This window comes from Methylotenera mobilis JLW8 (assembly GCF_000023705.1).
GTDB classification, from domain to species: domain Bacteria; phylum Pseudomonadota; class Gammaproteobacteria; order Burkholderiales; family Methylophilaceae; genus Methylotenera; species Methylotenera mobilis.
Genome location: NC_012968.1, coordinates 1,506,512 through 1,530,356, shown reverse-complemented (window position 1 = coordinate 1,530,356; position 23,845 = coordinate 1,506,512). Strand labels below are relative to the sequence as shown.

Genomic DNA, 23,845 nt, shown 5'->3' with positions numbered 1-23,845 from the left:
GGCGCCTACTGGGCAACGAAGGAGAGTCACATGAGCAAGCATATAAAATGTAATACGCACGGCATGCAACGTCAGCGAGGTGCGGTAGCGTTAATCGTTGCAATCTGCTTGGTGTTGCTCGTCGGTATGTTGGGTTTGGTGTTGGATTTAGGTCATCTTTATGTGACTAAAACTGAACTACAAAATGCAGCAGACTCCTCTTCGCTCAGTGGTGCCAGAGAGCTTAATGGAAAGGTAACAGGCATTAATAGCGCGATTACCAGAGCGATTGAAGCAGCAGGTAAAAATAACTTCAATCTGAATAGTACTGCAGTTACTGTTAATGCCAGCAATATGTGGGTAGGTAGTTGCCCAAGCGATGGCTGTATGGTGCCAATTAGCTCGGTTACCACAGATGCCTTGGCTGGGGATAAGACGTTTTTAAAAGTAGATACAGGCTTACGCACGATCAATACTTGGTTTATTCAGGTATTGCCTGGAGTGGCAAATACTACACAGACATTCGGTATGGCAGTTGCTGGTAAGTATGCCGTAGACATTACCCCGATTGCTATCTGTGAGCAGCCAGATCCGGGTACTGTGCATGAGTTAGGGTTTGAGCGCGGTGTTTCTTATAATGTCCAATACGCTAACCCGCTTGGCCCAGGTACCTTGTTTTGGATTGATCCTGAGTCAAATGCCCCTGGGGTATGCCCTGTAATCAGTACCAATGCAACGTTGCCATACGTGTGTACAGGCAAAGTTGGTTTTACACCGATTATTGGCGATACAGTAAACACCAATACTGGGGTATCTGTTCCACAATTGGCCGCACTTAACTCAAGGTTTGGTGATTACACACCTCAAAACAAATGTGACGTAGCTACTGCTCCGCCTGATACCAATGTCAAAGAGTATATTTATAGCAATACAGGAGTGGGTGCACCTAGGGATTGGATGGGAACAGACCCCGACAAACAAAGCATTTTGTTTGTGGACAGAGCGACCAATGGTGCATGTAAACCAAGCGCCCCATGTAAACCAGTACCTTACAGTTTAAGAGCAGCATCAGGCACAGATTACGGTGTGCTGTGGTCTGGCTTTCGCAGAGCTGGTGCAACGGTAGCACAGTGGCCAACTTTATACCCAGGTAATACGGCTACGTCTTACCCAGAGCCATCGCCCTATGCACAAGGGAGCGGAAACTTCTTTACAGCGCCGCCTGTGTCTGTCCAACCGGGTAAACAAGGACGTAGGGTGCTGAATATGGTGATTATTGACTGCACTACTGCCGGCGGTGTTTGTAGGCCAGCTACCGTGCTGGGGGTAGGCCGCTTTCTGATGCAGACAAGGTCTGTTCCGACGGCGAAAGATGTTTTCGTTGAGTTTGGTGGATTGTTACCAACTCCTTTACCAACGAGTGATATTAAGCTTTACAGATAATCATGAAAATCACACAACTAAAATTTAACAGTAGGCTGGGGCTAGCAAGGCAGCAAGGCGCTGCAGCTATAGAGTTTGCCCTGCTATTGGTGTTATTGCTGATGTTTGTGGCAGGGATTGTGGAGTTTGGCCGAGCTTTCTGGTACTACGATGCTTTAACCAAAGCCACGCGTGACGGGGCGAGATACCTATCTAATACTAGAGTCAGTGCTTTGGTTGCGCTTGATACTGCAACGCAAGATCAAGCAAAAACTATGGTGGTGAACGCGGCAACACAGGCACAAGTGCCAAGCTTTACATCAGCAGACGTAACAGTGACCTGCGAGCCAAATTGCGACACACCAGTGTATGTCATCGTTGCGATTAATGCTTACCCCATTACGATTGGTGGGTTAATTCCAATCTTTCTGCCAGTTGGGTCAACGACCTGGGCTACAACGCTATCGCCTTTTACTGCTATGCGGTACATGCATTGAAGGGAATTGATGATGCTTAAGATGATGAAAAGTTACAGCAAACGACAACGGCAGCAAGGCGCTGCAGCGGTTGAGTTTGCGATTATTGCCCTACTGTTATTTACCATACTGTTTGGCATTTTGGAGTTTGGGCGTCTGTTTTATGTCTATAACACCGTGCAGGAGGTGACGCGTCATGCAGCACGTGAGGCAGTGGTTAGATGGGTGGATAACTCCAACACTAGTCCAGCAAAAATATTGGCACTCTTTGGTGGCGCATCAGTACCAGCCGGTGCGGAGATTACGGCAGCTAATATTGATATTCAATATTTGACCGCCAGTGGTGCTGTGCCTAGCCCATTTCCTTTAAGTGCCTCAGACAATATTTCGGCTTGCTTAACAGGTCCAGCAGGCTGTATTGCATTAGTACAGGTTTCTATTATTGGCGCAAATTATGCACCAATGGTTGGGCTGTTTCCGTTTCTGAATTTGCCGATTCCGGCATCTACAGTCACGATGCCAGCTGAGAGTTTAGGTTATACCGGTTCATAAAATAAGAATGGCGGCAGAAAAATGAAAATAATAGTGATTTCGCCTAACAAGGTGTTGCGAGAAGAGGTTCTACTAAGCATTAAGGGGATAGATTCGTCTAAACACGCCTTGGTCTTTGGAGATGGGTTTAGTAATTTAGGGCAAATGGTAGAGGTTGAGCGCCCAGACCTAATGATTATTGACAGTATTTGTGTAGAGAACGGCAACCTTAGTATTTTAGAGGGCATCAGTCTTCGCTCTAATCATATGGCTATTATCCTTTTATCGCAAAATGCATCATCAGAGTTTTTAATGACTGCAATGCGCAGCGGGGTGAAAGATGTACTTAGTCTGCCGTTGCAGACCAGTGATTTACAAGCGGCTGTGAATAGGGTTGAGCTTAAGCTTAGTCAATCTTCACAAAAAAACAAAAAAGGTAAGGTTATTGCATTTGTTGGCAGTAAAGGGGGGAGTGGGGCTACTTTTCTAGCGTGTAATCTAGCTTATATTTTGGCTGAAACCAGCAACGTTAAAGTGGCATTGCTCGATTTAAATTTACAGTTTGGTGATGCTGTATTGTTTGTTAATGATCATGTTCCATCCAATACGCTCGCAGATGTAGCCAAGAATATCAGGCGCTTAGATGCTTCATTTCTTAAATCTTCTATGGTACATATTTTGCCAAACTTTAGTGTGTTGGCTGCACCAGAAGATGCTGAGTCAGCACAAGATGTGAAGCCAGAACATATTGATGCGTTACTTAAATTGACAACGTCAGAGTTTGACTTTGTTGTAATGGATATAGGTAGAACGTTGAATGCCACTGGGGTTAAAGCATTAGATTATGCAGATTTGATATTTATCGTATTGCAAGAAACATTGCCTTTTATCCGTGATTCAAAACGGCTACTACATGCTTTTCACTCACTGGGTTATGCAAAAGAAAAAATTAATATCATGCTTAATCGGCATGAAAAAGGTGGTGATATCCGATTAATTGATGTAGAAACCGCGCTAGGTATGAAAGTCTATAAAACCATACCGAACAGCTATTTAGCAGTATCTGCATCTGTTAACCAAGGAGTTCCTATCTTAAAAATAGCTAAGCATGATGCTGTGACTAAAGCTTTACAGGAGGTTGCAGAAAGCTTAGTCGAAGTTTCTAAAGCCAAAAAGTCTGGCTGGCTAGACAATTTACTACATCATGCATCACTTTGAACGAGGTTGCGGCATGCACGATTGACGGGATGTTGATAAGAATAAATGCTGAATTAAGGAAGGAATTTAATTATGTCATTACGTGATCGATTAGAAGATGTAAAAAAAGATGCGGTGTTGGAACCGCAGGGCAACCAGACCGATGGTTTGATGGGTAATAAAATGTATCAGGAGTTGAGGTCAAGAATTCATCGTAAGCTGCTTGATCGCGTTGACCTTTCTATGATGGAAAACATGCCACCCGAGCTGCTAACGGCCGAGCTTAAAACGCTAGTGGAGCGGCTGCTTACAGAAGAGGCTGTGGCCATTAATGATATAGAGCGCATGAATCTAGTGCGTGATATCCAACATGAAGTACTTGGGTTAGGGCCGTTGGAAATTTTGATGGTTGATCCAACTATCTCCGACATATTAGTTAACACTTATAACCAGATTTACATTGAACGCAAAGGTAAGCTGGAACTGAGTGATGTCCGTTTTGAAAGCGAGGCACACTTACTGAAAATTATCGATAAGATTGTTTCAGGCGTGGGGCGGCGGGTGGATGAATCTAGCCCGATGGTCGATGCACGCTTACCAGATGGCTCTCGTGTGAACGCAGTGATTCCGCCTTTGGCGGTAGATGGTGCGATTCTTTCGATTCGTCGTTTTGCAATCACACCATTGATGATGAACGACCTGTTACGCAACAGAAGCCTCACACCAGAAATGGCAGAGGTGCTTGAGGGTTTAGTCAAAGCTAAAGTGAACATCTTGATCTCTGGTGGTACTGGTACAGGTAAAACAACCTTGCTTAATGTGCTGTCTGGCTATATTCCAGAAACTGAACGCATTATCACCATTGAAGATGCGGCTGAGTTACAACTGCAACAGCCACATGTCGTGCGCTTAGAGATTCGCCCCCCCAACATTGAAGGTAAAGGTGAAGTAACACCACGTATGCTGGTGAGAAACAGTTTGCGGATGCGTCCTGACCGTATTATCGTCGGTGAGGTGCGTGGCCCCGAAGTGGTAGATATGTTGCAGGCGATGAATACCGGCCATGAAGGCTCAATGGCGACTGTACACGCCAACACGCCACGTGATGCTTTAACTCGTTTGGAGAACATGATGGGGATGGCTGGGTTTAACCTGCCAACCAAAGCGATGCGCGAGCAAATTAGCTCTGCGCTGACTGCCGTTATTCACATCACCAGATTGAGCGATGGTCAGCGTAAGGTTACCAGTGTGAAAGAAATTACCGGCATGGAAAGTGAAGTGATTACCATGCAGGATATTTTTGTTTACGAGCAAACTGGTGTGTCTGAAAAAGGGGTGGTGCAAGGCCATTTTAAAGCGACAGGTATACGGCCAAAATTCATTGAGCGTTTGCGGGTGCATGGTGTGCAAATTTCTGACAACCTGTTCGACCCGACAAAACTGTATGAGTAGGAGCTTAATATGGACTATCTCTACTATTTATTTGCAATATTAGCGTTTTTGGCGGTAGTGCTATTTTTAGAAGGCGCGTACTTGGCTTGGAACGCTTACAAGGGGCCAGAAGCAAAACGCATTGAAAGACGCTTAGAGGCAATGACGCTTGGCAAAGAGCACGAAAGCACCTTAGTTAAACAACGCATGCTTGCCAATACACCAGGTGTTGCCAGTATGTTGCAACAAGTGCCACGGATACAACAGCTAGATAAAGCACTTTTACAGTCAGGGCTTCAATATAGTGTGGCAAAGTTTCTGGGTATTTGTCTGATGTTCGCAGTAGTTGGTTTCGCAATAGCGTTGTATTTTGGTGCGAATGTATTGGTGTCTATCATCGTTGCGGCCGTTGCAGCATGCTTGCCGCTGCTTCACATGTTCAGTGCTAAGCAAAAACGCATTAATACGATAGAACAGCAATTGCCAAGTGCGCTGGATTTAATGGGGCGTGCGATGGTGGCTGGGCATGCTTTTCCTAGTGCATTGCAGATGGTAGGTACTGAAATGCCAGAGCCGATTGCTTCTGAGTTCCGCATTGTGTTTGATGAAATCAATTACGGTATTCCAACATCAGAGGCGTTGATGAACTTAATCCAACGTGTACCAAGTACCGATGTCAGTTATTTTGTGATTGCAGTGCTGATACAACGTGAAACTGGTGGTAACTTGGCCGAGCTCTTGGGGAATATCAGTGAGTTGATTCGAGCTCGTTTGAAACTACTGGGTTCTGTGCGTGTGTTGTCAGCGGAGGGGCGTTTGTCGGCTTGGATTCTAACATTGTTGCCATTTGCATTAGGTGCGGTACTGCAGCTAGTGAATCCTAAATTTCTGAGCATACTATGGACAGATCCGAATGGTCTGAAAATGGTCATCATAGCGCTAATATTGATGGTTTTTGGTATTTTTGTGATGTGGCGGATTATCAAAATTAGGGTCTGATACAGATTAAATAAGTGAGAACATCATGAACACAATTCAAATAATTTATCTGGTTCTTATTTTTATCACAGTATTTGTTGTAGCGATGGTCATTATTGGCCAGTTTAGTACCAGCCCTTTAGGGGCCAGATTGAAGGTATTAAAAGATGATAAGCCAGACGAAAACGATGATGAACCAGTCTGGATCAGTCGTATTGTTAAATTAACTGGGCCAATTGCCAAGCTGTCTTTGCCTAAGGAAGGGTGGGAGCATTCACAGCTTCGCATTCGTTTTATGAATGCAGGCTTACGTAGCCCCAGCGTGCCTATCTTGTTTTTTGCGGCTAAAACTATCTTGACCTTAGCATTGCCAAGTTTGTTTCTTTTATACACTGTTATTTCCGGCTCTGTAGTTAAGCCTAATAATCTGATGATGATGCTGATTCTATTAGCAGCGATTGGTTATTTTCTGCCAAACGCCGTGTTGTCACATCGTATTGATAGCCGCAAACGTGAAATATTCGAGAGCTTTCCTGATGCGCTTGACTTGATTATTGTGTGCGTTGAATCAGGTTTGGGGTTAGATGCTGCGCTCGCTAGGGTAGGGGAAGAAATGCACGTAAGAAGTCCGACACTTGGAGAAGAGCTGCATTTAATTAATCTGGAGTTGCGCGCCGGTAGCTCACGTGAAAGGGCCTTGCGTAATCTGGCCTTGCGTACTGGTGTAGAGGAAGTTGATACCTTAGTTGCGATGCTGGTTCAGTCAGATCGTTTTGGTACCAATATTTCAGATTCATTAAGGGTTCACGCGGATAGCTTACGCACCAAACGCCGCTTGTTAGCCGAAGAGGCTGCGGCAAAAATTGCAGTTAAGTTATTGTTTCCGCTTATTTTCTTTATTTTCCCGTCGATGTTGCTAGTGTTGTTGGGACCTGCATTTATTAACATACACAATATTTTGTTACCAACGCTCGCCGGGCAGTAAGTTGATCAGACGATCAACCTATAAGTAGGATAAGTTAGGTTAATTATAGTCAGTTAAGTTATTCATTGAAGTTTTAGCTTAAGTAGCGGTTGGAGGTGAATGATGAAAAGCAAACGCAAAATCTTACCTATGGCATGCTGTGTTGCAATACTCAGTGCATGTGCGTCTAACCAGCAGGTAAGTGAGGCACCATCTTGGGCGATTAGCCCTAATGTTAAAACAAGCAACGCGCAAGCCAGTGCAAATGCGATGTACAAGCTAGGCCGATATTACCAGGGGCAGCGACGTGATGAACTGGCGATAGAGGCTTATCAGAAGTCCATTTATGCTGATGCAAGCTTTGTTGAGGCTTACAACGGATTAGGTGTGATTTATGCAAAACATGGTAAGTACCAAAAGGCCATCGAGGCATTTAAGTCAGCACTCAATTATGCACCAGCCGCCGCGCATTTATATAGCAATATGGGCTATGCCTATTACTTACAGGGACAATACGCCGAAGCGGTTGCTACACTAAAACAAGCCACTACGCTGGACCCAACTAATCTCCGTGCACTTAATAATTTAGGCATGGCCTATGCTAAATCAGGTAGTCAGGGTGAGTCTGTTCAGGCCTTTACTCAGGCAATCAGTGTAGAAGCTAAAGCTGCTGATGCTGAGGCTCCTGTACAAAATGCATTAGCACAAGAACATGCCGCCGACCAAAGCGAGGCAAAACCCACCAATGTTTCTGAGATTTTTACTGCAAAAGTGAGCACGCCCAAAGTGATCGCACCTCAGGCTGATGTACAAGAGCTTGTGCTTCCTAAAAACCAAGGGGTTGTCCGGTCAGCACCACTACCTGGAGCAGTGCCAGTAGTAGATAGCAGTGTTACCTTAGTGCAGGTGGCGCCCAATGTGTTTGAGCTACAGTCACAACAATTGAGCGCGATGCCTATGCAACAAGCTGAGGAAGCTGTGGTGGTAAATTGGAAACAAGCACACGTAGAGGTTTCTAATGGTAATGGTGTGACAGGGATGGCTGGCCAAGTAGGTAAATTCTTATTAGGGCAAGGCTACCAAGTGACAAGGTTAACTAACCAAAAACCGTTTAACGTGAAAAGATCACAAATTCAGTATCGAGATGGGCACCATGATGAAGCTAAAGTTTTGAAAGATAGCTTACCTGACTCTCCAGACTTAGTTCAGCGTAATGATCTACGTGCGGATGTTGGCGTGAGAGTAGTGCTAGGTAATGATATGCGTACACATGTTGCATATTTTGGCACTAAACAAGATAAAACTCAGTTGGCTTTAACATTGAACAAGCCTAAAACTTAACGGGCGTGTGATATCAATGTTGCTGTAGTAGTTGGTTGTGTAGTGCAGGGCAGGTGTTATGTTGTTTAACTTGATAACTTAAGGGAGTGAAACATGGCTAATATGGACAATATGATTGAACCAGGAAGACAAGGCACCTGGATTGCTGCAGCTTTTGTGATAGCGTTATTGGCATTAGTGGTGGCGATTGTCGGCGTTAAGCGAAATAGTGAACTGCTGTACATGACGCAAACGGAGCTTTTGTTGGTGAATCAAAAAATTGAGGCGCTACAAGGCGGCAAGGCACCCCCAGCCGTACCTGCAGCGCCAGCCGCACCTGCGGCAGCAGCTGAATAATTATTTTTAGCTGTGCTGTGTCACTATTTGGCGTGTTCTGAAATATTGGCGACAAGTCAGTATTTTAGAGCATGCTGATTGTGTCATCTCGATGTGCCTTATCCCTCTAGAGGGTATGTTTTAAGTGTCTAGATGATAGTCTAAGTTGTAGTGCAGATAGATACGATAAGAGAGATAGGAGGTTTGTGATGAAAGTGTCTGTTTTAAAACTAAGTGATGCCCTTAATATTTTATTACTGGGCGTCGTCCTTTCTGTTGCTGTACTTCACCCTCAACCTGCATTTGCAAGAAAGCAATCTCAAAGTTATGAGGAGCAAGATAGAGATTACGGCGATGATCGCTATGAGCGCCGCGACCGTGGCTACAATGATGGTCGTGATACCAATGTGAGTGTCAGCCTACGTTTTGGCGATAGGCAGCGCACTGTTGTACATGACTATTATGATGGTAATCGCCGGTCAGGATTTTGTCCGCCAGGGTTAGCTAAAAAGCACAACGGGTGCATGCCGCCAGGGCAGGCCAAGAAGTGGAGGGTAGGTTCTCCTCTGCCTAGAGACGTTGTATATTATGATTTGCCGCCAAGGCTCGTGGTTGAACTGGGAGTTCCACCTGCTGGCCATCGCTATGTCAGAGTGGCTGCAGATATTCTATTAATTGCGGTGGGCACTGGTATGGTGATTGATGCAATTGACGATTTAGGTGATTAACCATAGCGTTTTTACTCTTACTTACCTTGTAGGCTTAATACTTACGTGTTTACCCGTATGTACCAAATATCTGAATCGGGTTAAATTAGCACACGTACAGAGGCAACACTAAATAAGTGATTGGTTGCAACATTTAATTTAGTGGTGCCTTTGATTTTTTTAACGCTTTTAAATCTAGGGGCTTATGGTGCTTATAAAAGAAACCATTAAAGTAAGGATAACGCCCCTACTCAGCAAATTATCAAAGCTAGATACTCAATATACATTTCAAACATCTATAGATGGAACTTTATCTATAGAAAAAACATCACACAAAACAGATAAGCAGCACGTATTGCCGTGATTGCACGTTTCACGACGGAGCTTCATGGGTTTGGACTTGGGCGCAAGGTAATGACTTGGTAGCACTACAAACGGAGACGATACAATGAATACATCATCCAATGTATATCAGCTGAAAAACATGATGCCTAGTGATCTTTTAAACAAACATGAGGATTATGAGAACACTGGGTTGAATCTGCCGGAGTTGACTGTTTACGATAACGGTATGATTAGGAGTTGTAGTAAGGATGCTACAAAGCTGCTTGGATGCTCGGTAGATAAACTCAGATGGCGTCACGTATCTACGATACTGCCGCAATTGTCAGGGATGGCAATTACAGAAGGTGGCCAGATTAACCAGAATTTACGCTACTTATCGCACATTGGATATCACTTTGATGTTGTCGATATGCAGGGCGAGCATATAGCGTGTGCCTTATTTTTTAATGAGGTAGAGTGTTATGGTAAGCATTATTTAAGAGTGATATTTCGCCCGGCTGGGACTCAATATTCTGTCGTTTAACTGGGTTTGACCTTATTGATCGTGTTGCGGCAAACATGTCATCTTAAAGGCATGTGCCTATGATATAAATTGTTGTAAGCTCTAATTGCTTTTAATATTAATAAGGAGAACATCAATGAGCTATTTAAAGCATATTCTGATTGCTGCCGCTGTGCTGGTAAGCATATTAACCGCTACGACTACATATGCTTACACGACCGTGCCGGAAGAAATGATTCCTGAAGACGCCGCAGAGCCTGATATGAGTGCGGTGACCCCTGTTACTGAAGGTGATGTTACTTACCTCACGGGTGGTATCGGCAAGGCCGAGTCTGTTGCCATGCGCGGTAACGCAAAGAATTACGCACTAGAAATCGTCTTTGTGGAAAAATCTGGCGCCTTAGAAGAGTATTTATCCGAGGTGAAGCTACAGATTATTGATAGCAGCAAAAATACCGTGCTGGATATTGATACGCAAGGCCCTTATTTTTTAGCAAATCTACCGCAAGGCAAATATCAAGTAAGTGCTGAGTATAACGGCGTGGTTAAAACGCAATTAGTTAGCGTCAGCAAAAAGAAACACTCCAAACTAATATTTTGGTGGCGCATGGCAGAGTAGTTCCATCACCGCGGCAGTTCGCATATCACGTAAGCTGAGCTGATTCCCTCCATGGCCGTGGCTTTGAGGCTAGCCCTTAAAGTTGTGGCTATGCGAGCTAAATGTGTTCTGCGCCTCTAGTTATTGCTTACCGGGGCGTCCTTCGATCTTACAGTGCGCGTCTTTGTATGGCCCACTGGTTAGTACCCAGCCATCACCGGGGCTGATTTGCGTACACCACACTTCACTATTTAACCTGCTTTTCCACTTGTACCAAGCTGCGGGTGCAGCTAGTGCGGTGAGCGATACCAATACTCCAGCGGCTAACAATATAATACTTTTTTTCATGGTTCAGGCGTGCCTGTATCTTGCTTGCCGCGTATTAGCTCAGCGCGGTCTGTGGTTGCAAGTGTTTCATACTTCATCTTAAATGCATTCAGGTTTTCTTCTTGAATTGATTCTAAAAGTCCATCTCTGAGTTGTTGGTAAGATACAAGGGGCAGCCTTTAGGCTGCCCCGCTTGGATAATGGGTTAGCGAAAATTATAGCCATCTCGGAACCATAGATTTGTACTCTAGGTACGCTTGACCAAACTGTTTTGCCAAATAACGTTCTTCTCTAAAAATAACGCCCCAATGCATGACAGAGAGGAGTGGCACCAACAACACCAAAGACCATAAAGAGTTGGTGAAAAATGATATTCCTAGATACATTCCTGTCATTGCCAAATAAATTGGATTCCGAGATATGCGGAATGGCCCGTTAATCGCTAGTGCTGTTGAAGTTTCGCGAGGATTGCCAGATGTCCCAATCTTACGCATTGTAATAAACGACCAGCGAGCTAAAAAACTGCTTAAGACAAACAGAAGCACTCCGACCTCTCGGCAGACAAGAGTTGATGAGAGAATTGGCTGAGGCAAAAAAACTTGAAAAACGAACCCAATAAAAAGGGTAGTGAGATATAGAAACGGGGGAGGGGCAATGATTTCTGCAGTTTTTGGTGAATCGCTATTCATAGATATGTCGCTAACGTTTGAATTAAGGGGCGCCGTTAGGCGTCCCGCTTGAATGATGGGTTAGGAATCTTTTTCATTACTTTTCTCGGATGGAGGAAGCTTTGAACCAAAATTAACTGACATGCCATATGTATTTACTCCAGCGACTGACAATAATGTTACCCATAATATGAGTTCACTCATAGCTCCTGATGAGCCGCCTGCACCGCCAGTAATTAAGTAACCAAAACCAAAAACTGGAATTGATATCAGTGACCTTGGTAATCCTAATATTCCGCTCACGAAAATGTAAATAACTAAAGCAGTACCCAAGTCGATTCCTAACGTTTGACATAAGGGGCATGCTTTAGCGTGTCCCGCTTGATGGATGGGTTGGGCATGGATTGTAAATACGGCCCTTTTATTACCATGCTACAAACCCTAAGGCTTTCTTTACCCATAGCAATGCTATTAAAAACAATAAGAAGCCAATAAAACTAGCATGTGCAATTTTGATTACAACGTATATGTAACCTAAAAATTTTTTAGAGCGTGTTATGTTGCTGTTAATCTTTGTAAGGAAATAAGTATCCTTGACTACCCACCCAGAATTAGTTGTAGGTAAATATTTACGCCCCAACTCATATTTTTCATAAAAACATCTGGTAATAGGATAATAAGCAATTAGTGTAAAAACTCCTGCGTAACCTATTTTTTTGAGCCAAATTTTATGGATCTGAGGGTCTGCTATATATGTATAAAGAGCTGCTGTTAGTGAACCGATAACAAGTATATAAGTTACTGCATGAATTTTTGCCAATACTGCAAAAAATTTATTGATTTCGGCAATTATGAATTGAGAGCTGTTTAGTTCACTCATGATTTATTTGTAATGCCCAACGTTTGAATTAAGGGGCGCCGTTAGGCGTCCCGCTTGAATGATGGGTTAGAGCCTATTAGACGCATTTTTGAGTGTTTCATCAATAGCGACAATAAGCTTGCTGAAGCTAGAAGAAACATCATTTCTTGCTTCCTCAAATTCAGTTTTAGTTTCATGTTTCATATCTTTAGCTATGTACCAACCCGCTGAGTGGTTTATTTCTCGAAGAGCAGCCGCAATTTTTGGATAGCGAAGAAAGCGCCCAGTTGCTCCACGCAACACATGGAGTTTTTCAAGAGCCTCTGAGCGCTCTTGTTCTGTACGAATGTTGAAAGAAAGTAAATCTTCAACAAGTCTACCTGCAGTATCTTCAAGCTCTGAAAAGCGATTAAGTTCTCTTTCCCAGAGGACTTTCCGTCGGTCACGCCCTTCATTAAGACGAGTGCTCCACACTAAGCTCACAATAGATACAGATGCTGCAACACAGGCAACAACTATTGCAGTGTAATCTTTCATAATAGTTAGCAATTGTTCCATGGCTCTAACGTTTGAAATAACTGGCTGGCTTTAGCCAGTCCATGTTGATTGATGGGTTGTGCATAGCAACCTTAAATAAAACTACAGATGGGGCGAGGAATAAACCCCGCCACACTATAGTTAGGTGAGTAGCAACAGTACTAACAACTGAACCAAAACTTTGCAAAGCTTGATTAGTTGCTTTGTGCTGATTTTCACCGAAAACGCAAACTCTATCATTGGATGTACCTTTGAAAGAGCGAGCGCCGAGCGCCCAGCACTCGCCATTAAGGGAGTGTTGGTTGGTGGTTACGAGGTCTTTTCTCGGTTTACGTCCGATAACGGCTTGCCCCTCTTGACCACCTGCCACGAAGTAGCAAGCTTCGTGGGGTTTGCGTTGCTCTACTCTGCGCAGAGTATTGTTTGTGGCGGTGAACCCACATACAACCAAAGAGCAACGCTTACCAATTCTTTGATGCACAACGTATGACATAAAGGGCGCGCTTTAGCGCGTCCAACTTGAATGAGGGGTTGTGCAAACACATTACTTATTACCTGCAAAGGATAAAAGTTTGGAGACGTTAGCATGAAATGTTTTATTTCTTCTAGCCGTTGCAATTTCTTGAGTATCAACGCTTGGGTCAAAACTTGCCATGTAATGGTGATAGCACTCTTCCTTGCGTTCGGGATAGGCACAGTAGTAGCGCAGCCAAGCATTATCAAAAGCCCTGCGGCGATAGCAGGGGACGAAATGACGAAACTCAGTAACGGCGGCTTGCATGTTAGGGAAAGCGGCTTTGAAGAAAGCGTCCTCGTTTTTAGGCCAGTTAGTAGCGATAGGGTAGAGAGTGCCAAGCTCGGCAATGATAGCGGAGCGGAACTTGGCGGAAGCGGTGTTAAATTCATTGAGCCTGAAGTTAAGGTAAGCCACGTAGCCGACAAAACAGGCAAGCAAAATAGAGCCGATAACGATGTAGCGGTTAGTAATAATGTAGGTGATAAATTCTGGCATTGGATTGTAATTTTTCTTATTTGTATATCGCCTTATATTGGATATGCACAACGTGAAGTAGACACCAATTTAGGTGTATAACTTGGTGAAGTTTTGTATTTATATTTAATCATTATATTTTTTAAGTTATTAATTATTATTAGATTAATTACGTAATTTAAAATTATTACTCGTTTGAAAAATACACCTACATGGATAAACCATCAATACAGCTTAGGCTAGTTCAAAAAAGTGATTAAATTATGATGATAATAGGCGGATACAGCAAAGCATCCACCCATCTTTATTACTTAACGACTTCTTTTAATTGCTCCAAAATAGCCGGGTTATCTAGTGTTGAGATATCTGAGGTAATCTCTTCACCTTTTGCAAGTGTGCGCAATAGTCTGCGCATGATTTTTCCTGAGCGGGTTTTTGGTAGGTTGTCACCAAAGCGGATTTCATCTGGTTTGGCGATAGGGCCAATTTCTTTACCTACCCATTCGCGCAGTTCTGCAACGATTTTTTTCGCTTCGTCACCCTCTGGGCGTGGGCCTTTTAGCACAACGTAGGCAACAACAGACTCACCTTTTACATCGTGAGGTTTGCCTACTACAGCAGCTTCTGCAACCAAGTGGTTAGCCACTAATGCAGATTCAATTTCCATAGTGCCTAAGCGGTGGCCAGATACATTGAGCACGTCATCAATGCGGCCCATGATGGTGAAGTTACCGGTTTTGGCATCGCGGATCGCGCCATCGCCAGCTAGGTAAATCTTACCGCCTAAGTCTACTGGGTAGTAGCTGGTTTTGTAGCGTTCTGGGTCGTTGTAAATAGTGCGAATCATTGATGGCCATGGCTTTTTAATCACCAATAAGCCACCAGTGCCCCAAGGCACGTTTTTACCAGTTTCATCTACTACATCAATATCAATACCGGGGAACGGCAGGGTGCATGAACCCGGTACTAGCGGTGTGACGCCTGGTAGCGGTGTAATGACATGGCCGCCGGTTTCTGTTTGCCAGAAGGTGTCGGCAATTGGGCAGCGGCCGCCGCCTACGTTTTCAAAGTACCACATCCAAGCTTCAGGGTTGATTGGTTCACCTACTGAACCAAGCAGGCGCAAGCTGGATAAGTTGTAATTTTTTGGGGCTACTTCTGGTGTAGTTTCAGAAGCTTTAATCAATGAACGAATTGCGGTTGGCGCAGTGTAAAAGATAGAGACTTTGTGTTTTTCTATCATTTGCCAGAAGCGGCCAGCATTAGGGTAGGTTGGGATGCCTTCAAAAATAATTTGTGTAGCACCCATCGCCAGTGGGCCGTAAGCTACGTAAGAGTGGCCGGTAATCCAGCCCACATCTGCTGTACACCAGAACACATCATTTTCATGAATATCAAAAGTCCAGCGCATGGTGTTCATGGCATGGAGCAAGTAACCAGCTGAGCTATGCTGTACGCCTTTTGGCTTGCCTGTTGAGCCGGAGGTATAGAGTAAAAATAATGGATGCTCTGCGCTTACCATCACTGGTTCGCAGGTGTCAGTCACGTCTGCAATCAGGTCATGCCACCAGATGTTATTGCTGTTCCATGCAATGTCTAGTCCGGTTTTTTTTAGTACTACTACTTTTTCGATCACATCACAGCCGCCCATGGTAATGCCTTCATCGACGGCTGATTTTAATGGTAGTGTTTTGCCACCGCGGAACTGCCCGTCAGAGGTGATTACTGCTTTTGCACCGGCATCAATAATCCGCTCGTTTAAGCTTTTGGCTGAAAAGCCGCCAAATACCACAGAGTGAATCAAGCCGATACGCGCACAGGCTTGCATGGCGACTACGGCTTCAATGCCCATCGGCAAGTAGATAATGACGCGGTCACCTACGCTAAGGTTTAGCTTTTTTAAGCCGTTTGCAAACTGGCAAACGCGGTGGTATAAATCTTTATAGGTGACTTCTTGCGTGTTGCCATCATCGCCTTCAAAAATAATGGCGACTTTGTTCGGAATTGTGTTTAAGTGTTTATCTAAACAGTTGGCAGAAACATTAAGCTCGCCATCTTCAAACCATTTGTAGAAAGGGGCGTTATCTTGATTAAGGGTTTTGGTGAAAGGTTTGTTCCAGACCAGTAGTTCCCGTGCGAGCTTTGCCCAGAAACCTTCATAATCAGCGGCGGCTTCTGCGCAGAGCTGATTGTAAGCCACCATGCCTGAGACATTCGCATTTTTAACAAATTCTGCGCTTGGCTCAAATACACGGTTTTCGTGAAGAACTGATTCGATTGACATGCTTAAAATCCCCTTAAATCTTTGTGACCCGTTTATAATTTGGTTCAAAGTTATATAACTTATAAAAGATAGATAACCATTAAAAGTAAGTTAGTTACGTATGTGTAACTATGCCATATTACATGAAAAAATCTTATGCTAACACTCGATAATTTATTATCCATAAACCGCGCCCCTGCTAGTGATGAGGCTTATGTATTGCATGCAGTCGCTTGTAGTCCATTTGTAGAAAGATTGTTTAGGAAAGATGCGCTTTTACTGCAAGATTCGTTACAAAATCATCAGCAAATGTACCTGTTGGAAGAGATGCAGAATTTTTTAGCGGCACAGCAAATTGTTGATGAAAATAGTTTAAAAAAGTCTCTACGCTTACTGCGTAGCCGGGTTATGGCTCGGATGATAGTGAGAGATTTGAATGGTTTAGCAGACTTGCAAGAAGTGATGACGACCACCTCGCAGTTGGCTGAATGTGCGATTAATACCGCAATTAAATATCTGCATGAATGGCAGGCCGCCACTTACGGTCAGCCTGTTGATGCACAAGGCAAACAACAGCAATTGATTGTGATTGGGATGGGTAAGCTAGGCGGTGGCGAGCTTAACGTGTCATCTGATATTGATTTGATTTTTGCATATGAGTCAGACGGAGCAACACAGGGCGCCAAATCAATCAGTAATCAGGACTTTTTTGCACGCTTGGCCAAAAAATTAATTGCCGCGATTGATGAAATTACCGAGGATGGTTTTGTGTTTCGCGTAGATATGCGTTTGCGGCCATTTGGTTCAGAAGGCGCCATAGTCTGCAATCTAGATGCGCTAGAAGATTACTATCAGAACAATGGGCGCGAGTGGGAGCGCTACGCTTGGATTAAAGGGCGTGAAGTGACGGGTGGGGATGCCGTGTCGCGCTTATTAAAACCATTTGTGTTCCGCAAATATTTGGATTTTGGCGCGTTTGCCAGCATGCGCGACTTGAAAATACAGATTCAACGTGACGTGAACAGCAAAGGTATGCATGACAATATCAAGCTAGGACGTGGCGGCATTCGCGAGATTGAGTTTATTGCGCAGGTGTTTCAGTTGATACGCGGTGGGCGAGATGTCAGTTTGCAAATCAAGCCTACATTGTCTGTGCTGCGCTTATTAAGCAACAAAGGGCTGCTCCCTGAGCAAACGGTAGCCGAGTTGAGCGAAGCCTACGTGTTTTTAAGAAACCTAGAGCATCGCTTAATGTATGTGGATGATGTGCAAACACAAGAACTGCCTAAGTCAGACGAAGCTAAGGCACGTGTTGCCAAGGCTATGAATTATGAAAACTGGTCAGTATTCTTGCATCAGTTAGACCATTATCGCGCACAAGTGCAGCAACATTTTGACGCTACGTTTAATGACGCAGAGGCCGCTGATGATGTGCTAGAAGCAGAAAAATCTGTTTGGAATGCATCAGTGGGGGAGGCTGAAGCCGTTGAGAGCTTGTATCAAATAGGCTTTACCGAGGCCGGTGAAACTTATCGCCGATTAAATATTTTGCATCAAAGCAGCCGGTACAAACAATTGCCAGAGCTAAGCCGCCAGCGTTTTGATGCGGTGATGCCGCATGTGATTTCACAGGCTGGCAAGGTGAACAATGCAGATATCACGTTAACGCGTGTAATGGATCTACTAGAGAGCATTTGTCGGCGCGCCAGCTATTTAGCGCTGTTGGCTGAGCATCCGCAAGCGATGCAGTTGTTGGTTAAATTGTGCAGCAGTAGCCCGTGGCTTGCGAACTACTTAACCAGTCACCCCATATTGTTGGATGAGTTGCTGGATGACCGCACATTGCATGCTGCGCCTGACTTTGTGGCGATGCGTACTGAACTGTTGCAAAGATTGGCAGAGGTAACAGGCGATGTGGAGCGACAAATGGATGTGATGCGCCATTTTAAGCATGCTTATATCTTTCGCTTTGCGGTGCAGGATATTAATGGTGAGCTCCAGTTAGAAACTATTTCAGACTATCTAAGTGCATTAGCTGACTTGATTCTGAGTGTAGCCTTAGAGGTGATATGGCCTAACGTGCGTGGCAAACATTTAGATGTGCCTAAGTTTGCGGTGATTGGTTATGGAAAGCTGGGGGGTAAAGAGTTAGGTTACGCCTCAGATTTAGACATTATATTTTTATATGATGACGAAGCCCCAGAAGCCAGCGAGGCCTACGCTCGCTTTGCGCAGCGTATCAATAACTGGTTTAACAGTTTAACTTCGGCTGGGCTGCTTTATGAAACCGATTTACAACTGCGCCCGGATGGTAATAGTGGTTTGCTAGTGAGTAGAGTCGATGCTTTTAGAGACTATCAACTGAACAAAGCCTGGGTATGGGAGCATCAAGCCTTAACGCGCGCGCGCTTTGTTGCTGGTGACGCTGCAATTGGCCAAGTTTTTGATGCCATTCGTGCCGAGGTCATGACGCAAGCACGAGATGCATCTGTACTTAAGGCTGAAGTGTTGTCTATGCGCCAAAGAATGCGTAAAGCCCAGCATGCGAGCGAAGGCATGTTTGATTTAAAACATGGCATTGGCGGCATTATTGATGTGGAGTTTTTGGTGCAGTATCTGGTGCTATTGCATGCGCCTAGTTACCCAGTGCTGACGGTAAATATCGGCAATATTGGTTTGCTAAAGCAGATGGGAGCGCTAAACATTATAGATACGGCATTAGCAGAAAGTGTAGCCGCTGCGTATAGAGAGTACCGCCATTTACAGCACATGCTTAAATTACAGGGCGCTAGTCAGCTTAATATTCAAGAGGGTGAGATTGCTGCACAAATAGCTAATGTTACGGCGTTATGGCATCAGGTATTCGGCAATTAGGTGTTGGTAAGCGAAGTTTCTGCTTAATGCGGCGCTGAGCTATTAAGTAAACTGTAACAAGTGGAAGTGGTAAGAATAAAACTACTCACCTGAGTAGGTTTTAGGTAGGTTGTGTTTGTGCAGAGTTTTATATCAACCTGAACACTTTTAGACTAAGCTAGAACAGCTCGATTTCGCCTTCTTTTTTATTGTCTTGTAAGCTGCCATTGGCGATCAGCAGCTCGTAAGAATCTACGCGGTTGCGGCCATGATTTTTGGCGTAATAGAGTGCGGTATCGGCACGATCTATAATCTGGCTTGAGGTGTCAAATGGAGATATCTCGGTAAAGCCGGCACTGACGGATACTTTGCCCACTTGTGGAAACTCGAAGTTGGCGACTTTTTGTTTAAAGCGCTCAAAAATATTCTGAATATCAGGAGTGCTGTTGCATTCAAAAAAGCCAACAAACTCTTCTCCACCAAAACGGAATAGCGGGTCTGCCTCTCGAAAACTCTGGCGCATTAACTGAGAAAACATGAGCAGCACTTCATCGCCAATCAAGTGACCGAACTGATCGTTAATCCTCTTAAAGTGATCAATATCAAAAATCGCTAAAAAGTATTTTTGATTAGCTTTATCGTCTTTGCGATTAGTGCCGCTGTGCATTTGTGCAAGAATTTTGCTGATTTTAAAATCAAAGGTTTTACGGTTGAGTAAACCAGTCAGCGTATCACACTCATTTTCGTTATTGAGCAAAATGAAATTTTGGTAAATATCTAATATCATACAAACGGGGTTGTATAAGTGCTCATTGGTATGATCGGCATCAATCGCAATCACGCTGTCTACGTGCCCCATGGTGCCTGTAATTGGGTGAAGTTTGATTGCATGCTGTGCGTTCACTTGGTACGTGTGCGCAGCGCCAGCTTGCAAGCAGTTGAGGATAGCCCGTTTAAAGTCGGCAGGAATTTCTGCATTATTGGTGTTGCCATCATCCGTTAGCGCGGTGATGACTTGCTTTTTTACGTCAACCACATGATAGATAACGACGATACGTTTTGACTCGTTATGGTTGAAGTTAATGAAGTCTGTGAGCGTTTTGATGAGTGCAACTTGCAGCGATAGGTCATCGCGCTCTTTTGTGAGTGTTACTAACTTACCCAATAACGAATTGATGCAGTACGTTTGCAAAGTTTTATTTGATATTCGCGATTAAATGGCTAAAAATCTAATCAGTAATCAAGCTGTTTGATGACCGATTTTTTCTCATACTATCATAACTTTTCACGTTGCAATGCTTAAGTAAATGCCATTGTGAGAAGTGCGGTGAAATAATGTTTTAGCATAACCCTTTCGGGTGGTAACGTCTTGTCAAAATTGTTTTTTTCTAGGTTTATGCGTGGTGCTTAGCGTCCCCACCTTAGGGCGGCAGTATGAACTGGGCTATCCCAATGTTGTTTGATTTCGTCATCCAGTATGCATAGCGTAATAGATGCGCCTGCCATATCTAATGCCGTGGTGTAATTACCGACTAAAGAGCGCGAAATTTTAATGCCGTGTTCCGTGAATAGTTTAGCCGCTGTGTTGTAAATGAGGTATAGCTCCATTAATGGGGTGGCGCCAAAGCCGTTAATCAAGAGCAGCGCTTCGCTGTTTGCGGTTGGCTTTAACGCATCCAGTATAGCATTCACTACATCTTGCACAATGGTATCGGCTTCACGCATGGTTTCGCGTTTTCGGCCTGGTTCTCCATGAATGCCCACACCCATTTCAAGCTCGTTATCGTTAATATCAAAAGTAGGGCGGCCAGCGGCAGGCACAGTGCAGCTAGTGAGCGCAACGCCCATACTGGCAGTGCGGCTGTTGACTTTGTCTCCCAATGCTTTGCATGTCTGTAAGTCCGCGCCAGTCTCAGCTAAGCTGCCTACACATTTTTCTACAATTACAGTGCCAGCCACGCCACGTCGCCCCGTAGTGTAGGTGCTGTTAATCACTGCGCAGTCATCACTGGTGAGTACGGTGGCAGATTCAAATGGCAACATTTCTGCTGCCATTTCAAAGTTCATTACATCGCCTGCGTAATTTTTAACAATAAACAAAACGCCTTTATCTGCATGCACCGCTTCTGCAGCTGCTAGCATTTGATCAGGCGTTGGTGAGGTAAATACATGCCCGGGGCAGGCAGCATCTAACATACCATAACCAATATAACCCGTATGTAGCGGCTCGTGCCCGGAGCCGCCGCCCGAGATGATGGCGACTTTATTCGTGGCTTTTTGCTGACGGATTAAAAAATTAGGGTCGAGATTTAGCTTAACCAAATCATGGTGGGCTGAGGCAAAACCACTGAGACTTTCAACTAATACATCGTCAACTTTATTGATAAACTTTTTCATCTCATGCCCTTTTTGCTGTTGGCTAGATTGTCGCTGGCTAATTTAAAGTTGGCTTGCCAGCACTTGATTACAAACGGCGTTAATCATTAATTGGCAGCTTTTGGCACCTGGGTCTATATGCCCAATCGCACGTTCACCCAAGCTGGCCGCACGCCCCTTGGTGGCAATCAGCGCTTTAGTTGCAAGCATGCCTTCTTCAGCAGTTTGCATCAATGCCTGGCAGGTTGTTTTGATATCGGCATTTGATGCAGCCAGTGCAGAAAATTGCTGCGCTACGGGAATAAGCACATCGAGCATGGTTTTTTCACCCAAGCCAGCCTTGCCGCGTTGCTGAACTGCCTCGACTCCAGCGGTAAACGCCGCAGCATAAGTAGTGATGGTATCGTCGTTTTTTTCTTTGAGTATTTTGGCCATGCTCATGAAAAAACTTGCCAGTAGTGGGCCGGAGGCGCCGCCTATGGTGCTGAGTAATTTAAGGCCAATTTTGTTGAGGGCCGCATCAGCGGAGAGTGCGGCAAGCTCTGCATGTAGCTCAACAATTGCGCCAGCACCGCGTTTCATATTGATATAGTGGTCACCATCTCCAATCGCGCGGTCTAGTGATTCTAGCTCTGACTCGTGGTCGAGAATGGCGTCACGTATTGATTCTGCCGCGGATAAGATAAATGATGTTTTCATGAATAACACTATATAGCGAATTGATTAAAGTTGTTAAACTCTACACATGTCATAAAGTGATTTCAACTCATGAGCTTACGTTTTCGTTTAAATTTACTGATCACCTTATTGTCGCTGGCATTCATCTTGGTGGTAGGGTCAATCTTAGTGACAGATACCAGAATTTCAATTCGCGAACGCGTTGAAGCTGCCAGCCGCGTTACTGTGCAGTTGCTGGATACGGTGATTATCAGCTCGACGTTAAATCCGGAAATGGGGCCTACACACGTGGTGCTACAGGGTTTTTTAGCTTCTTTGGGTTATGTGCGCAGCAGCCATATTACACTCTATGATTATCGTGGTTATGAGCTGTACCGCTCGCCTGAGTCTACCTTTAAAAGTGATGTAGTCCCGCCACAATGGTTTGTAAAATTAGTACAGCCCAAAGTTGAAACAGTAGAGCGCAGGATTCGTTACGGTACTTTAGTGGTGCAATCCAGCGCGGCAGGTTCTATCCGTGAAGCATGGGCTGGTTTTAATCAGCTGATGTGGGTTGGTCTGGCGTTTTTTATTATTCTGAATACCTTGGTGTATTTGCTGCTAAGCCATTCACTTAAGCCGATTGGGCGCATTCTTGGCGCAATTAACCGTATTGAACAAGGTGATTTAACCACACGCTTGCCGACTTTTCCCTTGCCAGAGTTTGATACCATAGGCCACAGCCTGAACCGTATGGCAGAGTCGCTAACTGCAGAGAGATTGCTGGAAGAGAATAGGCAGCTCACACATTTGATACAGAAGCATATTGAAGATGAGCGCCGTAGCTTAGCACGCGAACTGCATGACGAGCTTGGGCAGTACGTGACAGCGATTAAAACTTTTGCGGTAAGCATCGCTAATAAAGCCAAGGCTAATAGTAGTGGTGCCGGAATGACGGAGATTGCATCCAGCGCGCAGGTGATTGTGTCGGCCGCCAATCAAATTTATGATGGTATGCATAATATTGTGCGCCAATTGCGGCCTGGGGCGTTGGATAATCTGGGCCTGGCGGAAACGTTGAAAGATTTGGTGAGCAGCCACCAGGTGCAACACCCTAAACTTAATATTCAGCTCTATTTGTCTGAAAATCTGCAGTCGGGCAACCTGCAAAGCCTGGGTGAAACTATCAGTATTAATCTGTATCGAATAGTGCAGGAGTCGCTGAATAACGCTTTAAAATATGCAGAGGCCGCTACAATAGAAATACGGCTGGTAAAAATGTCTGATGGCGAACTGCAGTTAAGTATTAAAGACGACGGTGTCGGTATGGATATTGGTGCCGTTGACCAAAGCAGCCACTTTGGGTTGCTTGGGATGCGCGAGCGCGTGCAAGCCTTGCATGGCACTTTTGCCATAGAGTCTGCGCCTAAGCAGGGCACTACAATTACTATTCGCGTGCCGCCTGCTGGCACTGTGAACTAGTGCGTGTTTAGCGCCATGAATTAAAGCTAGGAATTAATGTAATTTA

At 44.6% G+C, this 23,845-nt stretch carries 24 protein-coding genes; 14 read left to right on the top strand and 10 right to left on the bottom strand.

Annotation, left to right across the window (positions count from 1 at the left end; genetic code table 11):
* Positions 1-30 precede the first annotated feature (30 nt).
* The 12 genes from MMOL_RS07100 to MMOL_RS07045 all read left to right on the top strand — a co-directional run bounded on the left by MMOL_RS07100 (position 31) and on the right by MMOL_RS07045 (position 10,807).
* Positions 31-1,422 (top strand): pilus assembly protein TadG-related protein, encoded by a 1,392-nt coding sequence (locus MMOL_RS07100; RefSeq protein WP_015832339.1) that lies wholly within the window; start codon positions 31-33, stop codon positions 1,420-1,422.
* Positions 1,423-1,424: 2 nt separating this feature from the next.
* Positions 1,425-1,898 carry a TadE/TadG family type IV pilus assembly protein gene (locus tag MMOL_RS07095; RefSeq protein ID WP_015832338.1) on the top strand — a complete coding sequence of 158 codons (474 nt, stop codon included), beginning with the start codon at positions 1,425-1,427 and terminating at the stop codon, positions 1,896-1,898.
* A 21-nt stretch (positions 1,899-1,919) separates the two neighbouring features.
* Positions 1,920-2,429, top strand: a complete 510-nt coding sequence (locus MMOL_RS07090) for a TadE/TadG family type IV pilus assembly protein (RefSeq protein WP_041928750.1) — start codon at positions 1,920-1,922, stop codon at positions 2,427-2,429.
* Between the two features lie 21 nt (positions 2,430-2,450).
* The gene (locus tag MMOL_RS07085) at positions 2,451-3,626 is read left to right on the top strand and encodes a CpaE/TadZ family protein (protein WP_015832336.1); all 1,176 of its coding nucleotides are present in this window, start codon (positions 2,451-2,453) and stop codon (positions 3,624-3,626) included.
* Positions 3,627-3,698: 72 nt separating this feature from the next.
* Positions 3,699-5,057 (top strand): TadA family conjugal transfer-associated ATPase, encoded by a 1,359-nt coding sequence (locus MMOL_RS07080; protein WP_015832335.1) that lies wholly within the window; start codon positions 3,699-3,701, stop codon positions 5,055-5,057.
* 9 nt (positions 5,058-5,066) lie between these two features.
* Positions 5,067-6,035 carry a type II secretion system F family protein gene (locus MMOL_RS07075; protein ID WP_015832334.1) on the top strand — a complete coding sequence of 323 codons (969 nt, stop codon included), beginning with the start codon at positions 5,067-5,069 and terminating at the stop codon, positions 6,033-6,035.
* A 25-nt stretch (positions 6,036-6,060) separates the two neighbouring features.
* A complete protein-coding gene (locus MMOL_RS07070; protein WP_015832333.1) occupies positions 6,061-6,999 on the top strand; it encodes a type II secretion system F family protein in 939 nt (312 codons plus the stop codon).
* Between the two features lie 99 nt (positions 7,000-7,098).
* The gene (locus tag MMOL_RS07065) at positions 7,099-8,319 is read left to right on the top strand and encodes a LytR C-terminal domain-containing protein (protein WP_081433022.1); all 1,221 of its coding nucleotides are present in this window, start codon (positions 7,099-7,101) and stop codon (positions 8,317-8,319) included.
* A gap of 93 nt (positions 8,320-8,412) precedes the next feature.
* A complete protein-coding gene (locus MMOL_RS07060; RefSeq protein ID WP_015832331.1) occupies positions 8,413-8,655 on the top strand; it encodes a hypothetical protein in 243 nt (80 codons plus the stop codon).
* Positions 8,656-8,843: 188 nt separating this feature from the next.
* Positions 8,844-9,362 (top strand): hypothetical protein, encoded by a 519-nt coding sequence (locus MMOL_RS12255; RefSeq protein WP_015832330.1) that lies wholly within the window; start codon positions 8,844-8,846, stop codon positions 9,360-9,362.
* Between the two features lie 427 nt (positions 9,363-9,789).
* A complete protein-coding gene (locus tag MMOL_RS07050) occupies positions 9,790-10,209 on the top strand; it encodes a hypothetical protein (RefSeq protein ID WP_015832329.1) in 420 nt (139 codons plus the stop codon).
* A 115-nt stretch (positions 10,210-10,324) separates the two neighbouring features.
* Positions 10,325-10,807 (top strand): hypothetical protein, encoded by a 483-nt coding sequence (locus tag MMOL_RS07045; RefSeq protein WP_015832328.1) that lies wholly within the window; start codon positions 10,325-10,327, stop codon positions 10,805-10,807.
* A gap of 120 nt (positions 10,808-10,927) precedes the next feature.
* Here MMOL_RS07045 and MMOL_RS07040 read toward each other — a convergent pair whose 3' ends face one another.
* The 7 genes from MMOL_RS07040 to acs form a co-directional block, all read right to left on the bottom strand.
* Entirely contained in the window at positions 10,928-11,134 is a 207-nt protein-coding gene (locus MMOL_RS07040; RefSeq protein WP_015832327.1) for a hypothetical protein, read from the bottom strand.
* Between the two features lie 194 nt (positions 11,135-11,328).
* Positions 11,329-11,607 (bottom strand): methyltransferase family protein, encoded by a 279-nt coding sequence (locus MMOL_RS12315; RefSeq protein WP_420794745.1) that lies wholly within the window; start codon positions 11,605-11,607, stop codon positions 11,329-11,331.
* Positions 11,608-11,862: 255 nt separating this feature from the next.
* The gene (locus tag MMOL_RS12145) at positions 11,863-12,114 is read right to left on the bottom strand and encodes a hypothetical protein (RefSeq protein ID WP_015832325.1); all 252 of its coding nucleotides are present in this window, start codon (positions 12,112-12,114) and stop codon (positions 11,863-11,865) included.
* Positions 12,115-12,205: 91 nt separating this feature from the next.
* Positions 12,206-12,661, bottom strand: a complete 456-nt coding sequence (locus MMOL_RS07030; RefSeq protein WP_015832324.1) for a hypothetical protein — start codon at positions 12,659-12,661, stop codon at positions 12,206-12,208.
* Positions 12,662-12,727: 66 nt separating this feature from the next.
* Positions 12,728-13,198 (bottom strand): hypothetical protein, encoded by a 471-nt coding sequence (locus MMOL_RS07025; RefSeq protein WP_015832323.1) that lies wholly within the window; start codon positions 13,196-13,198, stop codon positions 12,728-12,730.
* A gap of 523 nt (positions 13,199-13,721) precedes the next feature.
* The gene (locus MMOL_RS12140; protein ID WP_148207852.1) at positions 13,722-14,189 is read right to left on the bottom strand and encodes a hypothetical protein; all 468 of its coding nucleotides are present in this window, start codon (positions 14,187-14,189) and stop codon (positions 13,722-13,724) included.
* Between the two features lie 286 nt (positions 14,190-14,475).
* Positions 14,476-16,452, bottom strand: coding sequence for an acetate--CoA ligase (acs, locus tag MMOL_RS07010; protein ID WP_015832320.1), 1,977 nt, complete (start codon positions 16,450-16,452; stop codon positions 14,476-14,478).
* Positions 16,453-16,587: 135 nt separating this feature from the next.
* Here acs and glnE point away from each other — a divergent pair, with 135 nt between their 5' ends.
* The gene (glnE, locus tag MMOL_RS07005; protein WP_015832319.1) at positions 16,588-19,305 is read left to right on the top strand and encodes a bifunctional [glutamate--ammonia ligase]-adenylyl-L-tyrosine phosphorylase/[glutamate--ammonia-ligase] adenylyltransferase; all 2,718 of its coding nucleotides are present in this window, start codon (positions 16,588-16,590) and stop codon (positions 19,303-19,305) included.
* A gap of 157 nt (positions 19,306-19,462) precedes the next feature.
* Here glnE and MMOL_RS07000 read toward each other — a convergent pair whose 3' ends face one another.
* From MMOL_RS07000 to dhaL, 3 genes are all read right to left on the bottom strand, one after another.
* The gene (locus MMOL_RS07000) at positions 19,463-20,449 is read right to left on the bottom strand and encodes a GGDEF domain-containing protein (RefSeq protein WP_015832318.1); all 987 of its coding nucleotides are present in this window, start codon (positions 20,447-20,449) and stop codon (positions 19,463-19,465) included.
* A 242-nt stretch (positions 20,450-20,691) separates the two neighbouring features.
* Positions 20,692-21,681 carry a dihydroxyacetone kinase subunit DhaK gene (gene dhaK, locus MMOL_RS06995; RefSeq protein ID WP_015832317.1) on the bottom strand — a complete coding sequence of 330 codons (990 nt, stop codon included), beginning with the start codon at positions 21,679-21,681 and terminating at the stop codon, positions 20,692-20,694.
* A 42-nt stretch (positions 21,682-21,723) separates the two neighbouring features.
* On the bottom strand, positions 21,724-22,359 hold the full coding sequence (gene dhaL / locus MMOL_RS06990; protein ID WP_015832316.1) for a dihydroxyacetone kinase subunit DhaL: 636 nt from the start codon (positions 22,357-22,359) through the stop codon (positions 21,724-21,726).
* A gap of 69 nt (positions 22,360-22,428) precedes the next feature.
* On the opposite strand from dhaL, the gene MMOL_RS06985 reads away from it, so the two are divergent.
* Positions 22,429-23,799, top strand: a complete 1,371-nt coding sequence (locus tag MMOL_RS06985) for a HAMP domain-containing sensor histidine kinase (protein ID WP_015832315.1) — start codon at positions 22,429-22,431, stop codon at positions 23,797-23,799.
* Positions 23,800-23,845 lie beyond the last annotated feature (46 nt).

Bases quoted from the DNA above. Each gene is read 5' to 3' on its own strand.
- MMOL_RS07100 (WP_015832339.1), top strand. From the start codon at position 31: ATGAGCAAGCATATAAAATGTAATACGCACGGCATGCAACGTCAGCGA.
- MMOL_RS07095 (WP_015832338.1), top strand. From the start codon at position 1,425: ATGAAAATCACACAACTAAAATTTAACAGTAGGCTGGGGCTAGCAAGG.
- MMOL_RS07090 (WP_041928750.1), top strand. From the start codon at position 1,920: ATGATGAAAAGTTACAGCAAACGACAACGGCAGCAAGGCGCTGCAGCG.
- MMOL_RS07085 (WP_015832336.1), top strand. From the start codon at position 2,451: ATGAAAATAATAGTGATTTCGCCTAACAAGGTGTTGCGAGAAGAGGTT.
- MMOL_RS07080 (WP_015832335.1), top strand. From the start codon at position 3,699: ATGTCATTACGTGATCGATTAGAAGATGTAAAAAAAGATGCGGTGTTG.
- MMOL_RS07075 (WP_015832334.1), top strand. From the start codon at position 5,067: ATGGACTATCTCTACTATTTATTTGCAATATTAGCGTTTTTGGCGGTA.
- MMOL_RS07070 (WP_015832333.1), top strand. From the start codon at position 6,061: ATGAACACAATTCAAATAATTTATCTGGTTCTTATTTTTATCACAGTA.
- MMOL_RS07065 (WP_081433022.1), top strand. From the start codon at position 7,099: ATGATGAAAAGCAAACGCAAAATCTTACCTATGGCATGCTGTGTTGCA.
- MMOL_RS07060 (WP_015832331.1), top strand. From the start codon at position 8,413: ATGGCTAATATGGACAATATGATTGAACCAGGAAGACAAGGCACCTGG.
- MMOL_RS12255 (WP_015832330.1), top strand. From the start codon at position 8,844: ATGAAAGTGTCTGTTTTAAAACTAAGTGATGCCCTTAATATTTTATTA.
- MMOL_RS07050 (WP_015832329.1), top strand. From the start codon at position 9,790: ATGAATACATCATCCAATGTATATCAGCTGAAAAACATGATGCCTAGT.
- MMOL_RS07045 (WP_015832328.1), top strand. From the start codon at position 10,325: ATGAGCTATTTAAAGCATATTCTGATTGCTGCCGCTGTGCTGGTAAGC.
- MMOL_RS07040 (WP_015832327.1), bottom strand. From the start codon at position 11,134: ATGAAAAAAAGTATTATATTGTTAGCCGCTGGAGTATTGGTATCGCTC.
- MMOL_RS12315 (WP_420794745.1), bottom strand. From the start codon at position 11,607: ATGCGTAAGATTGGGACATCTGGCAATCCTCGCGAAACTTCAACAGCA.
- MMOL_RS07030 (WP_015832324.1), bottom strand. From the start codon at position 12,661: ATGAGTGAACTAAACAGCTCTCAATTCATAATTGCCGAAATCAATAAA.
- MMOL_RS07025 (WP_015832323.1), bottom strand. From the start codon at position 13,198: ATGGAACAATTGCTAACTATTATGAAAGATTACACTGCAATAGTTGTT.
- MMOL_RS12140 (WP_148207852.1), bottom strand. From the start codon at position 14,189: ATGCCAGAATTTATCACCTACATTATTACTAACCGCTACATCGTTATC.
- acs (WP_015832320.1), bottom strand. From the start codon at position 16,452: ATGTCAATCGAATCAGTTCTTCACGAAAACCGTGTATTTGAGCCAAGC.
- glnE (WP_015832319.1), top strand. From the start codon at position 16,588: ATGCTAACACTCGATAATTTATTATCCATAAACCGCGCCCCTGCTAGT.
- dhaK (WP_015832317.1), bottom strand. From the start codon at position 21,681: ATGAAAAAGTTTATCAATAAAGTTGACGATGTATTAGTTGAAAGTCTC.
- dhaL (WP_015832316.1), bottom strand. From the start codon at position 22,359: ATGAAAACATCATTTATCTTATCCGCGGCAGAATCAATACGTGACGCC.
- MMOL_RS06985 (WP_015832315.1), top strand. From the start codon at position 22,429: ATGAGCTTACGTTTTCGTTTAAATTTACTGATCACCTTATTGTCGCTG.